The following is a 13,492-nucleotide window of genomic DNA, read 5'->3' on the forward strand; positions in this document are numbered from 1 at the left end:
CACAGGAGCGCCGAAGTGACCGAGCTCGCCGCGGTGAAGGCCGCGCTCAAGACCCAGGCCGTCGAGACGCCGTCGTGGGCGTACGGCAACTCCGGCACGCGGTTCAAGGTGTTCGCCCAGGCCGGTGTGCCGCGCGACCCCTTCGAGAAGCTGGACGACGCGGCCAAGGTCCACGAGTTCACCGGCGCGGCCCCGACCGTCGCCCTGCACATCCCGTGGGACAGGGTCGGGGACTACGCCGCGCTGGCGCAGCACGCCGAGGACCGGGGGGTCCGGATCGGCGCGATCAACTCGAACACCTTCCAGGACGACGACTACAGGCTGGGCAGCATCTGCCACCCGGACGCGGCGGTCCGCAGGAAGGCCGTCGACCACCTGCTGGAGTGCGTCGACATCATGGACGCGACCGGGTCGCACGACCTGAAGCTGTGGTTCGCCGACGGCACCAACTACCCCGGGCAGGACGACATCCGCGCCCGCCAGGACCGGCTGGCCGAGGGACTCGCCGAGGTGTACGAGCGGCTCGGCGACGGGCAGCGGATGCTCCTCGAGTACAAGCTCTTCGAGCCGGCGTTCTACACCACCGACGTACCGGACTGGGGCACGGCGTACGCCCACTGCCTGAAGCTGGGCGAGAAGGCGCAGGTCGTGGTCGACACGGGGCACCACGCGCCGGGCACGAACATCGAGTTCATCGTGGCGACGCTGCTGCGGGAGGGCAGGCTCGGCGGGTTCGACTTCAACTCGCGCTTCTACGCGGACGACGACCTCATGGTCGGCGCGGCCGACCCGTTCCAGCTGTTCCGCATCATGTACGAGGTGGTGCGCGGCGGGGGGTTCACCTCCGACGTGGCGTTCATGCTCGACCAGTGCCACAACATCGAGGCGAAGATCCCGGCCATCATCCGGTCGGTGATGAACGTGCAGGAGGCCACGGCGAAGGCGCTGCTGGTCGACGGTACGGCGCTGGCCGCCGCGCAGGGCGCGGGGGACGTCCTGGAGGCGAACTCCGTGCTGATGGACGCGTACAACACGGATGTGCGGCCACTGCTTCGGGAGGTGCGGGAGGAGTCGGGGCTGGACCCCGAGCCCATGAAGGCGTACCGGGCGTCCGGTTGGGGCGAGAAGGTCGTTGCCGAGCGGGTCGGTGGTGAGCAGGCCGGGTGGGGGGCCTGATCGTCAGCGGCTGCCGGGTCTCCGTTGTTCGCGGGCTGCGGGCCGTATGTGGCCGGTCGCGCCCGCGCGGCGGAGCCGCACATGGATACAGCCCGACACCCCTGAAGGGGCGCGTCACACACCTCTCCTCGATCGAAAAGGCTGCGTCATGACATCTCACCCCGAAGCCGATGCCCTCCTCGCCCGTTCCCATCGGCTCGGTGCCGATCCGCGCAACACCAACTACGCCGGTGGCAACGCGTCCGCCAAGGGCACCGGGACCGATCCCGTCACCGGGGGTGATGTGGAGCTGATGTGGGTCAAGGGGTCCGGCGGGGACCTCGGGACGCTCACCGAGGGCGGACTCGCGGTGCTGCGGCTCGACCGGATGCGGGCGCTCAAGGACGTCTACCCGGGGGTCGACCGCGAGGACGAGATGGTCGCCGCCTTCGACTACTGCCTGCACGGCAAGGGCGGTGCGGCGCCGTCGATCGACACGGCGATGCACGGGCTCGTCGAAGCCGCCCACGTCGACCACCTGCACCCGGACTCCGGGATCGCGCTGGCCTGCGCGGCGGACGGCGAGAAGCTGACCGCCGAGTGCTTCGGCGACACCGTGGTGTGGGTGCCGTGGCGGCGGCCCGGTTTCCAGCTCGGGCTGGACATCGCGGCCGTCAAGGAGGCCAACCCGCGGGCGGTCGGCTGTGTGCTCGGCGGGCACGGCGTCACCGCGTGGGGCGACACCTCCGAGGAGTGCGAGCGCAACTCGCTGCACATCATCCGCACCGCCGAGGCGTTCCTCGCCGAGCGGGGCAGGGCCGAGCCGTTCGGCGCCGTGCTCGACGGGTACGCCGCCCTGCCGGACGCCGAGCGGCGGGAGCGGGCGGCGGCGCTGGCGCCGTACGTGCGTGGTCTGGCGTCGCAGGACCGGCCGCAGGTCGGGCACTTCACCGACGCGGAGGTGGTCCTCGACTTCCTCGCGCGGGCCGGGCACCCGCGGCTCGCCGCGCTGGGCACCTCCTGCCCGGACCACTTCCTGCGGACGAAGGTGCGGCCGCTGGTTCTCGACCTGCCGCCGACCGCGCCGCTGGAGGAGGCCGTCGCCCGGCTCAAGGAGCTGCACACGGCCTACCGCGAGGAGTACGCCGCCTACTACCGCCGGCACGCCGGGCCGGACTCCCCCGCGATGCGCGGCGCGGACCCGGCGATCGTGCTGGTGCCGGGCGTGGGCATGTTCAGCTTCGGCAAGGACAAGCAGACCGCCCGGGTGGCCGGCGAGTTCTACGTCAACGCGATCAACGTGATGCGCGGGGCCGAGGCGGTCTCGGCGTACGCGCCGATCGAGGAGTCGGAGAAGTTCCGCATCGAGTACTGGGCCCTTGAGGAGGCCAAGCTCCGGCGGATGCCGAAGCCCAAGCCGCTGGCCACCCGCGTCGCCCTGGTGACCGGCGCGGGCAGCGGGATCGGCCGGGCGATCGCCCGGCGGCTGGTGGACGAGGGCGCCTGCGTGGTCGTGGCCGACCTGAACGCCGAGAACGCGGCGGCGGTCGCGGAGGAGCTGGGCGGGGACGACAGGGCGGTCGCCGTGACCGTCGACGTCACGTCGGAGGAGCAGATCGCCGGGGCGTTCAAGGCGGCCGTGCTCGCCTTCGGCGGGGTCGACCTGGTGGTCAACAACGCGGGCATCTCCATTTCCAAGCCGCTCCTCGAGACCACGGCGAAGGACTGGGACCTCCAGCACGACATCATGGCCCGCGGCTCCTTCCTCGTCTCGCGCGAGGCGGCCCGGGTGATGACCGCGCAGGAGCTGGGCGGCGACATCGTGTACATCGCGTCGAAGAACGCCGTGTTCGCGGGGCCGAACAACATCGCCTACTCCGCCACCAAGGCCGACCAGGCCCACCAGGTGCGCCTCCTCGCCGCCGAACTGGGCGCGCACGGCATCCGGGTCAACGGCGTCAACCCCGACGGCGTGGTGCGCGGCTCCGGGATCTTCGCGGGCGGCTGGGGCGCCGAGCGCGCGGCCGTGTACGGGGTGCCGGAGGAGAAGCTGGGCGAGTTCTACGCCCAGCGGACCCTGCTCAAGCGCGAGGTGCTGCCCGAGCACGTCGCGAACGCCGTGTTCGCCCTGACCGGCGGCGACCTGACCCACACCACCGGTCTGCACGTCCCGGTCGACGCCGGCGTCGCCGCCGCGTTCCTGCGATGAGCACCGTGAAGTCCTACGCCGCGGTCGACCTCGGCGCGTCCAGCGGGCGCGTCATGGTCGGCCGCGTCGGCCCCGACAGGCTGGAGCTGACCGAGGCGCACCGCTTCACCAACCGGCCGGTCCGTACGCCCGAGGGGCTGCGCTGGGACGTCCTGTCGCTGTACGCCGGTGTGCTGGACGGGCTGCGGGCGGCTGGCCGGGTGGATTCGGTCGGCGTCGACAGCTGGGCCGTCGACTACGGCCTGCTCGACGCGGACGGCGCCCTGCTCGGCAACCCCGTGCACTACCGCGACCCGCGCACCGAGGGCGTCGCGGAGAAGGTGTGGGACACGCTGCCCGCCCAGGAGCTGTACGCGGCGACCGGGTTGCAGTACGCGCCCTTCAACACCCTGTACCAGCTGGTGGCCGCCCGGGGCACGGCCCAGCTCGCCGCGGCCCGGCGGCTGCTGCTCGTGCCCGACCTGCTGACCCACTGGCTGACCGGCGAGCAGGGCACGGAGCTGACCAACGCGTCCACCACCCAGTTGATCGACCCCCGCACCCGCGACTGGTCGCGGGAGGTCGCGGACCGGCTGGGGATCGACCTCGGGCTGTTCCCGCCGCTGCGGCGGCCCGGCGACCCGGCGGGGCTGCTGCGGCCCGCGGTGCTTCAGGAGACGGGACTGACCGGGCCGGTGCCGGTGACGGCGGTCGGTTCGCACGACACGGCCTCCGCGGTGGCCGCCGTACCGGCGTCGGGCGAGCGGTTCGCCTACATCTGCACCGGCACCTGGTCGCTGGCCGGCCTGGAGCTGACCGCTCCGGTACTGACCGAGGAGAGCCGCGCGGCCAACTTCACCAACGAGCTGGGCCTGGACGGCACGGTGCGCTACCTGCGCAACATCATGGGGCTCTGGCTGCTCCAGGAGTGCCTGCGGGCCTGGGGCGACCCGGACCTGGACGGGCTGCTGGCCCGGGCGGCCGGGATGCCGGCGCTGCGGTCGGTGGTGGACGCGGGCGACCCGGCGTTCCTGGCGCCGGGCCGGATGCCGGAGCGGATCGCCGCGGCGTGCCGTGCCTCGGGGCAGCCGGTGCCCGGGACGCCCGCCGAGGTCACGCGGTGCATCCTCGACTCGCTGGCGCTGGCCCACCGCAGGGCCGTTCTGGACGCCCAGCGGCTCGCGGGGCAGTCCGTGGACGTCGTGCACGTCGTCGGCGGCGGGACCCGAAACGCGCTGCTGTGCCGGCTGACCGCCGACGCCTGCGGGCTGCCGGTGGTGGCGGGGCCGGCGGAGGCCGCCGCGCTCGGCAACGTCCTGGTGCAGGCCCGGACCGACGGGCTGGTCGGCGACCTGGCCGGCATGCGGGGGCTGCTGGCGCGCACCCAGCCGCTGACGCGGTACGAGCCGCGCGGCGGCACGGATGCCTGGCGGGCCGCCGAGGCCCGACTCGCCGACCGGTGATCCGGGTCTCCCCACGGTCGGCCCCGCCGACTACTCTGCACTCATCATTCATCCGATGACCGAGCACCGCGTGGTCGAGCACGTCGGCCACACCGAACACGAGGAGCCGCGATGCGTGTCGCTCTGTTCCTGACCTGCGTCAACGACACGCTCTATCCGGAGACCGGCCGTGCCGTGGTGGGACTGCTGACCAGACTCGGTGTCGACGTCGACTTCCCGATGGCCCAGACCTGTTGCGGCCAGGCCCACTACAACACCGGTTACCGGCACGAGGCGGAGCCCCTGGCCCGGCACTTCGCCGACGTGTTCGCTCCGTACGACGCGGTCGTGACGCCGTCGGGTTCGTGCGGTGCGATGGTGCGGGAGCTGTATCCGCGGATGGGCGAGCGGGCGCGGGCCGAGGGGCGCGGGGACGCGCTCGCGGCCACGCTGGCGCCGGTCGTGCCGAAGACGTACGAGTTGACGGAGTTCCTCGTGGACGTGCTCGGGGTGACCGACGTGGGGGCGTACTACCCGCACACGGTGACGTACCACCCGACCTGCCACGGACTGCGCAGCCTCGGCCTGGGTGAGCGGCCCCGGCGGCTCCTCGAGGCGGTGCGGGGACTGGAACTGGTGGAGCTGCCCGGCGCCGAGGAGTGCTGCGGCTTCGGCGGCACCTTCGCCGTGAAGAACGCGGACGTGTCGGCGGCGATGGGCGCGGACAAGGTGCGCAACGCCGAGTCGACCGGCGCGGACGTGCTGTGCGCGGCCGACAACTCCTGTCTGATGCACATCGGCGGCACCATGGGCCGGCTGCGCACGGGCATGCGTCCGGTGCACATCGCGGAGATCCTGGCGAGCACGGAGGAGGAGGCGGCCGTATGAGCGGGACGTACCTGGGGATGCCGGCCTTTCCCGAGGCCGCGCGGAAGGCCGTGGGCGACAGCACGCTGCGCGGCAATCTGCGCCATGCCACGCACACCATCCGGGACAAGCGGGCCCGCGCGGTCGCGGAGCTGGACGACTGGGCGGCGCTGCGCGAGGCCGGGAAGCAGATCAAGGACCACACGCTGCGCCACCTCGACCGGTACCTGGTGCAGGTGGAGGAGGCGGTCACGGCGGCCGGCGGCACCGTACACTGGGCCGCCGACGCCGACGAGGCCAACGAGATCGTCGCCCGGCTGGTCGAGGAGGCCGGCGGCGGTGACTCCGCCGAGCACGAGGTCGTCAAGGTCAAGTCGATGGCGACGCAGGAGATCGCGCTGAACGAGGCGCTGGAGGCCCGGGGCGTCCACGCCTACGAGACCGACCTCGCCGAGCTGATCGTGCAGTTGGGCAGGGACCGGCCGTCGCACATCCTGGTGCCGGCCATCCACCGCAACCGCGGCGAGATCCGGGACATCTTCCGCTCCGAGATGAGCGAGTGGGGCCGTCCCGCGCCCGAGAACCTGACGGACACGCCCGCCGAACTCGCGGAGGCGGCCCGGCTGCACCTGCGGGAGAAGTTCCTGCGGGCCAGGGTGGGCATCTCCGGCGCCAACTTCGTGGTGGCCGAGACCGGCACGCTGGTGGTCGTGGAGTCCGAGGGCAACGGGCGGATGTGCCTGACGCTGCCGGAAACGCTGATCTCGGTCGTCGGCATCGAGAAGATCGTGCCGCGGTGGCAGGACCTGGAGGTCTTCCTGCAGACCCTCCCCCGCTCCTCCACCGCCGAGCGCATGAACCCGTACACGTCCATGTGGACCGGCACCACCGACGAGGACGGCCCGCGCACCTTCCACCTGGTGCTGCTGGACAACGGCCGCACCGACACCCTCGCCGACGAGGTCGGCCGCCAGGCGCTGCGCTGCATCCGCTGCTCGGCCTGCCTGAACGTCTGCCCGGTGTACGAGCGGGCCGGCGGCCACGCCTACGGCTCGGTGTACCCGGGCCCGATCGGCGCGATCCTCAGCCCGCAACTGCGCGGTACGGGCAGCGACGTCGACGCCTCCCTGCCGTACGCGTCCTCGTTGTGCGGCGCCTGCTACGAGGTGTGTCCGGTGGCCATCGACATCCCCGAGGTGCTGGTGCACCTGCGGGAGCGGGTGGTGCAGGGCGGGCCGGCCGTCCGGCACGGCAACCGGGTGGTGCTGAGGCCCGCCAAGGGGCATGCCGCCGAGCGCGCGGCGATGCGGGCGGCGCAGTGGGCGTTCACGCACCCGGGCGTGCTGCGTACCGGGCAGCGGCTGGCCTCGCGCACCCGGCGTCTGCATCCGCGCACCCTGCCGGGTCCCGGCCGGGCCTGGAGCGGCAGCCGGGATCTGCCCCCGGTGCCCGCGGAGCCGTTCCGCGACTGGTGGCAGCGTACGCACGGCGGGAAGGACGGGTCCGAGTGAGCAGCAGGGAACGCATTCTGGGGCGGGTACGGCGCGCGCTGGCGGACGTACCGGCCGACGAGGTGCCGTACGAGCGGGCCGTCGCGCGGGAGTACGCGCGCGAGCACGGGCGGCGGAGCGTCGCGGAGACGGTGGATCTGCTCGCCGAGAACCTGGCGGACTACCGGGCGATCGTGCACCGGTGCGCCGACGGTGAGCTGCCAGGGCTGCTGGCGCGGCTCCTGGCGGCGCACGGCTCGCGAAACGTGGTGGTTCCGCCGGGGTTGCCGCCGGGCTGGCTCGAAGGGGCCGGCGCGGAGATCGTCCACGACCGTGCGGCGGACACCCCGCAGGAACTCGACCGGGTCGACAGCGTGGTGACGGGCTGCGCGGTCGCCGTCGCCGAGACCGGCACGATCGTCCTGGACGGCTCGCCCGACCAGGGCCGCCGCCGCATCACCCTCGTTCCCGACCACCACATCTGCGTCGTACGGGTGCCGGACCAGGTCGTCGGCGCCGTGCCGCAGGCCCTCGGGCGTCTCGACCCGGCCCGCCCCCTGACCTGGATCTCGGGTCCCTCGGCGACCAGTGACATCGAGCTGGACCGGGTCGAGGGGGTGCACGGACCGCGCACCCTGGAGGTGGTGCTGGCCGGCGGAGGGCAGGACGGGCGGACCGCCTCCTGACCACGGGGTCAGCGGGGTGTGCCGCAGAGTTCGGCGAAGCGGGCGGCGTCGACGTTGCCGCCGGAGAGGACGACGCCGATCCGGCGGGGCAGGGGGTCGATCCGTCCGTTCAGGAGGGCGGCGAGGCCGGTGGCACCGCTCGGTTCGAGGACGGTCTTCAGCCGTTCGAAGGCGAACCGCATCGCGTCCCTGATCTCGTCGTCGGAGACCAGCACGATCCCGTCCAGGAGGCGCCGGTTGACGGCGAAGGTCAGCTCGCCCGGCGTGGCCACCGCCTGGCCGTCCGCGATGGTGCGCGGGACCGGGACGGTGACGCGCCGGCCCGCCTCCAGGGAGCGCCTGGTGTCGTCACCGGCCTCCGGTTCGACGCCGACGACCCGGGTGGCGGGGTGCAGGCCCTTGACGGCGGTGGCGCACCCGGCGATCAGTCCGCCGCCGCCCACCGGGGCGATCAGAGCGTCCAGCGGCCCCGTCTCCTCGACGAGTTCGAGGGCGGCGGTGCCCTGTCCGGCGACGACGTGCGGGTGGTCGTAGGGCGGGATCAGGGCCAGGCCCCGTTCGGCGGCCAAGGCCTCGGCGATGGCCGCGCGGTCCTCGCGGTAGCGGTCGTACGTGACGATCTCGGCGCCGTAGCCTGCGGCGGCCGCCCGTTTGGCGGGCGGGGCGTCCTCGGGCATGACGATCACGGCGGTGCTGCCCAGCTCGCGGGCGGCGAGGGCGACCGCCTGGGCGTGGTTGCCGGAGGAGTAGGCGGCGATCCCCCGGGCCAGCCGGTCGGGCGTGAGCCGGGAGGCGGCGTGGTAGGCGCCGCGGAACTTGAAGGCGCCGACCCGCTGCTGGTTCTCGCACTTGAGGTGGACCTCGGCGCCCGCGAGGGCGTCCAGGGTGCGCGAGCGCAGTACGGGGGTGCGGTGCGCGACGCCCTCGATACGGGCGGCGGCGGCGCGTACGTCGTCGAGGGTGAGGGGCGGGGCGGTGGTCGTCACGGGGGTCCTCAGGGGGTGTCGGCGGCCGGGCCGGTCGCGGCGCGGGCCTGGGAGAGATAGTGGTACGCCGAGGCCCGGGAGATGCCGAGCCGGTTCGCGACGTGCTCGACCGAGCGGCGTACGGCGAACACGCCCCGTCCGTCCAGGTCGCGGAAGAGTTCCAGGCGCTGGGCCCGGTCCAGCGCGGCCCAGCTGGTGTCCCGGCGCAGCGGGTGGGCGTCCACGATGGCGTCGACCACCGCGTCGATGTCGTCGCCGAAGGTGGTGGCGGGCGGGTCGGCGGGCAGGCCCGCGGTGCCGGCGAGGGCGCCGAGCAGGGCGTGGGCCCGGTCGACGGCGGTGACGTCCAGGTTGACGCACAGGGCGCCGAAGACGGTCCCCGTGGAGTCGCGCAGCACCATCGTGGAGGACTTCAGGAGGGTTCCGTCGTCCGTGCGCGTGACGTAGTTCAGCTCGTCGCGGGCCTCGTCGCCGCGGGCCAGGACCCGCATGCCGATCTCGCTCATCGCCCCGCCCGCCGTCCGCCCGGTCACCGACCCCGCGACGGCCACGACCGACCGCTCCGGACGCCGGTAGTCGTGCAGGACCACCTCGCAGACCGGTCCGAACGTCGCGGCGACGCCGTCGACGACGGGGCGCAGCGCGGCGAGGACGGCGTCGCGTTCGGCGTCCGGTGCCGGTTCGTCGCTCATCGGTGCGTCCTCCTCGCGGTCCTCGGGTGTCGCACTCCTCACTCTTCAGACTACACATCCAGACACTGGACAGATAGTCCAGGACCCTCGCACAGGACCACTGCCGCACCACCAGCACGGGCACGGGAGCCACGAGGCCCGGCCTACGGGCGCGGGTTGACGCGGCGCCAGGCGGGCCGGGCGTCCGCGCCCCGGCGGCCGGCCGCGGCGGCGCAGCGGGGGCAGACCCGGCGGACCGCGTCGGCCGCGCCACCCGACTCGGGCAGCACGTCGGTCCAGGCGACGGCCGCGAACCGGGACAGCCCCGAGCGGTGCAGCGAGAGTCCGCACACGGTCTCGTTCCGGCCCGGCTCCCACGCGTGCACCTCGCCCGCCGGCAGCCAGCGGTGGTCGTCCTCGTCCCACCAGCGGCCGGAGGCCGCCACGTCGTAGTGCCGCGTCCCGGCCATCGGCTCCTCGCCCGCCTTCCGCTCCCCCTGCACCCGGCTCCCGGTGTCCGGTGCCCGTCCGTTGCGGGTGCCCCGGCGGGAGCGCGGCCACACGCGCGTACCGCCTCCTGTGTGATCATCCCGCAAGCCCTGCCTGTTTTACGGCTTTTGTCTGCTTAGCATGCGGGGTCCGCGCCTCGCGGCCCGGCGTCCGCGCGCGACAGGGCCCGGCACGGACCCGTCCCGCCCCGTACGAGAGGACAGCAGATGGCGCCCACGGGCCGTCCCAGCGCACTGGCCGAGCACGCTTTCTCCCCGCACGACGCGGTGCTGGGCGCCGCCGCCCGCCACCTCGGCCGCCGGCGCTTCCTCACCGTGACCGCGGCCGCCGCGGCACTCGCCTTCACCACCAACCTGCCGGCCCGCGGCGCGGTCGCCGCCCCCCTGCGCGGCGCCGCCAGGATCGGCAAGGACCCCTTCACCCTCGGTGTCGCCTCGGGCGACCCGCTGCCGGACTCGGTACTGCTGTGGACCCGGCTCGCGCCCGAGCCGTTCCTGGAGGACGGCGGAATGGGCACGGAGCGGGTCGCGGTGGAGTGGGAGGTCGCCCTCGACGAGTACTTCGCCGCGGTCCTGTTCCGGGGCACGGCCGACGCCCACGCCGAGTACGCCCACAGCGTCCACGTCGACGTCAAGGGCCTGACGCCCGGCACGGTCTACTACTACCGCTTCCGCACCGGCACCTGGATCAGCCCCACGGGCCGCACCCGCACCGCACCGCCGGCCGGCAGCGCGACATCGGCCCTGAAACTCGCCGCGGTCGCCTGCCAGGCCTACCAGGACGGCTACTACACCGTGCTCAGGCACGTCGCGCAGGACGACGTGGACGTGGTCCTCCACCTCGGCGACTACCTGTACGAGTACGCGGTGAACGCGGAGGGCGGGGAGCGGCACTACACCGACCTCACCCTCCCCGACGTGTTCAACCGCGAGACCATGACGCTCGCGGACTACCGGCTGCGGTACGCCCTCTACAAGAGCGACGCCGACCTGCGGGCCGCGCACGCCGCCCATCCCTTCGTCGTCACCTGGGACGACCACGAGACGGAGAACAACTACGCGGGCGCCGACGCCGAGAACGACATCCCGCCCGAGGAGTTCCTGCTGCGCCGGGCCGCCGCCTACCGCGCGTACTGGGAGAACCAGCCGCTGCGCGCGGCACAGCTGCCGCAGGGACCGGACGCGCGGCTGTACCGCAGGCTGCACTGGGGCACGCTCGCCCAGTTCGACATCCTCGACACCCGCCAGTACCGCTCCGACCAGGCCTACGACGACCGGCCGCACGCCCCCGGGCCCGAGTCGGACGATCCGGCGCGCACCATGACCGGCGCGGAGCAGGAGCAGTGGCTGCTCGACGGCTGGAAGGGCTCGACCGCGCTGTGGAACGTGATGCCCCAGCAGGTCTGCTTCTCCCAGCGGAAGTTCGACACCACCGCCGACGCCGCGCTCTCGATGGACGCCTGGGACGGCTACCGGGCCTCGCGCGACCGGGTCGTCGCCGGGGCGAAGGCCGCCGGGGTCGACAACTGGCTGATCCTCACGGGTGACGTGCACGTGGGCTACGCGCTGGACGTCAAGGAGGACTTCGACGACCCGGCGTCCGCCACCGTCGGCACGGAGGTCACCTGCACGTCGGTGGCCAGCGGCCGGGACGGCGTGGAGAAGCCCGCCAACTGGGACCTGTACCTGCAGGCCAACCCGCACATGAAGTTCTACAACGGCAAGCGCGGCTACGTCCGCGCCGAGCTCGGCCGGTCGGCGGCCCACCTCGACTTCCGCACCGTCCCCGCCATCAGCACGCCCGGTGCCGCCATCAGCACGGTCGCCTCCTTCGTCACCGAGGCGGGCGCGCCCGGACTGAAGCCCGCCTGACCGATGAGGGGGACCGGCCCCGCCGCACCCGCGGGGACACGCCCGCGTACTGCACTTGGCACCCCCACGGTCCCCCATCGCGCGAATGAGAGCGGGGCCGGGCATCGGCCGGGGCCGTTCCGGCAAGGCCTGACACTTCGTCGCGGGCCCACCGCGTCCCGCGATCGCCCACCGAACCCGCTGTCCCGCACAGCTCTCCAAGGAGGCACATCGCATGGTCGGCAGACACGCCGCGCGCAGCCGCCGCGCAGCCCTCACCGCGCTCGGCGCCCTGGTCCTGACCGCACTCCCCTCGGCCGCGTCGGCCGCGCCGCCGCCCGCCCCCGGGCCCCGTCCCGTCGTCCCCGTCGTCGCCGGCACCCCCGGCGCGGGTGCGGCGGCGCCGGCGCGGATGCTGCGGGCGATGGAGCGCGACCTGAAACTGGCGCCCGGTCAGGCGGCCGTCCGGCTGGCCAACGAGGCGGAGGCGGGCACCCGGGCGGGCCTGCTGCACAACACCCTCGGCGACCGCTTCGCCGGGGCGTGGGTGAGCGGGGCGACCTCGGCCGAGCTGACCGTCGCCACCACCGACGCGGCGGACACCGCGGCCATCGAGGCGCAGGGCGCGAAGGCGGCCGTCGTGGGCATGGGCCTGGCCCAACTGCGCGCGGTCAAGGAGAAGCTGGACGCCGCGGCGGTGCGCACCGCGACCCGGCAGAGTCCGGTCTGGTACGTGGACGTGCCGAACAACCGGGTGACGGTCCAGGCCACCAGCGAGTCCGCCGCGGCCCGCTTCACCGAGGCCGCGGGCCTGTCCGGCCAGGACGTGAGCGTGCGGATCTCGGCCGACCAGCCGCGGGTGCTGGAGGACCTGGTGGGCGGCGACGCCTACTACATCAACGACGAGGCCCGCTGCTCCATCGGCTTCTCCGTCACCAAGGACGACCAGCAGGGCTTCGCCACGGCCGGGCACTGCGGCGACCCGGGCGCCACCACCACCGGGTACAACGAGGCCCCTCAGGGCACCTTCCAGGCCTCGACCTTCCCCGGCAAGGACATGGCCTGGGTGGGCGTCAACTCCGACTGGACCGCCACGCCGGACGTGAAGGCCGAGGGCGGCGAGAAGATCCAGGTCGCCGGGTCGGTGGAGGCGCTCGTGGGCGCCTCGGTCTGCCGTTCCGGCTCGACCACGGGGTGGCGCTGCGGCACGATCGAGCAGCACGACACGAGTGTCACCTACCCGGACGGCACGATCGACGGGGTGACCCGGACGACGGCGTGCGCCGAGGGCGGCGACTCCGGCGGCCCCTTCGTCTCGGGCACCCAGGCGCAGGGCACCACGTCCGGCGGCTCCGGCGACTGCACCAGCGGCGGGACCACCTTCTACCAGCCGGTCAACCCGCTGCTCAGCGACTTCGGCCTCACCCTGAAGACCACCTCCGCCGCGGCGGAGACGCCCGCGCCGCAGGACAACGCGGCGGCGGACGCGTGGGCCGCGGGCCGGGTCTACCAGGTCGGCGTCACGGTCTCCTACGACGGCGCGCGCTACCGGTGCCTGCAGGGCCACCAGGCGCAGGGCGCCGGCTCCCCGGCGAGCACTCCGGCCCTGTGGCAGCGGGTCTGAGAGAGCCCGGCCCGAGGCATCCG

11 protein-coding genes are annotated in these 13,492 nt (G+C 73.7%); 8 read left to right on the top strand and 3 right to left on the bottom strand.

Going from position 1 to position 13,492, the window contains the following annotated elements; all coding sequences use genetic code 11:
* Nucleotides 1-15 precede the first annotated feature (15 nt).
* From rhaI to IG94_RS0105850, 6 genes are all read left to right on the top strand, one after another.
* Complete coding sequence (gene rhaI, locus IG94_RS0105825) at nt 16-1,176, top strand: L-rhamnose isomerase (RefSeq protein WP_031032009.1); 1,161 nt, start codon at nt 16-18, stop codon at nt 1,174-1,176.
* Between the two features lie 148 nt (nt 1,177-1,324).
* Entirely contained in the window at nt 1,325-3,364 is a 2,040-nt protein-coding gene (locus tag IG94_RS0105830; protein ID WP_031032012.1) for a bifunctional rhamnulose-1-phosphate aldolase/short-chain dehydrogenase, read from the top strand.
* The gene (locus tag IG94_RS0105835) at nt 3,361-4,806 is read left to right on the top strand and encodes a rhamnulokinase (RefSeq protein ID WP_031032014.1); all 1,446 of its coding nucleotides are present in this window, start codon (nt 3,361-3,363) and stop codon (nt 4,804-4,806) included. Before IG94_RS0105830 ends, IG94_RS0105835 begins: the two co-directional genes overlap by 4 nt.
* Before the next feature lie 111 nt (nt 4,807-4,917).
* The gene (locus tag IG94_RS0105840; RefSeq protein WP_031032017.1) at nt 4,918-5,673 is read left to right on the top strand and encodes a (Fe-S)-binding protein; all 756 of its coding nucleotides are present in this window, start codon (nt 4,918-4,920) and stop codon (nt 5,671-5,673) included.
* Nucleotides 5,670-7,163 (top strand): lactate utilization protein B, encoded by a 1,494-nt coding sequence (locus IG94_RS0105845; RefSeq protein ID WP_031032019.1) that lies wholly within the window; start codon nt 5,670-5,672, stop codon nt 7,161-7,163. Before IG94_RS0105840 ends, IG94_RS0105845 begins: the two co-directional genes overlap by 4 nt.
* Nucleotides 7,160-7,828 carry a LutC/YkgG family protein gene (locus IG94_RS0105850; protein WP_031032021.1) on the top strand — a complete coding sequence of 223 codons (669 nt, stop codon included), beginning with the start codon at nt 7,160-7,162 and terminating at the stop codon, nt 7,826-7,828. Before IG94_RS0105845 ends, IG94_RS0105850 begins: the two co-directional genes overlap by 4 nt.
* An 8-nt stretch (nt 7,829-7,836) precedes the next feature.
* Here IG94_RS0105850 and IG94_RS0105855 read toward each other — a convergent pair whose 3' ends face one another.
* The 3 genes from IG94_RS0105855 to IG94_RS0105865 form a co-directional block, all read right to left on the bottom strand.
* Complete coding sequence (locus IG94_RS0105855; protein WP_031032023.1) at nt 7,837-8,814, bottom strand: pyridoxal-phosphate dependent enzyme; 978 nt, start codon at nt 8,812-8,814, stop codon at nt 7,837-7,839.
* 8 nt (nt 8,815-8,822) lie between these two features.
* A complete protein-coding gene (locus IG94_RS0105860; protein WP_031032025.1) occupies nt 8,823-9,506 on the bottom strand; it encodes a helix-turn-helix transcriptional regulator in 684 nt (227 codons plus the stop codon).
* A 143-nt stretch (nt 9,507-9,649) separates the two neighbouring features.
* Entirely contained in the window at nt 9,650-9,955 is a 306-nt protein-coding gene (locus IG94_RS0105865) for a hypothetical protein (RefSeq protein ID WP_031032026.1), read from the bottom strand.
* A 246-nt stretch (nt 9,956-10,201) separates the two neighbouring features.
* Here IG94_RS0105865 and IG94_RS0105870 point away from each other — a divergent pair, with 246 nt between their 5' ends.
* Both IG94_RS0105870 and IG94_RS0105875 read left to right on the top strand, forming a co-directional pair.
* A complete protein-coding gene (locus IG94_RS0105870; RefSeq protein ID WP_031032028.1) occupies nt 10,202-11,866 on the top strand; it encodes an alkaline phosphatase D family protein in 1,665 nt (554 codons plus the stop codon).
* A gap of 214 nt (nt 11,867-12,080) precedes the next feature.
* Entirely contained in the window at nt 12,081-13,469 is a 1,389-nt protein-coding gene (locus IG94_RS0105875; protein ID WP_031032033.1) for an alpha-lytic protease prodomain-containing protein, read from the top strand.
* Nucleotides 13,470-13,492 lie beyond the last annotated feature (23 nt).

Source organism: Streptomyces olivaceus (genome assembly GCF_000721235.1).
GTDB classification, from domain to species: domain Bacteria; phylum Actinomycetota; class Actinomycetes; order Streptomycetales; family Streptomycetaceae; genus Streptomyces; species Streptomyces olivaceus.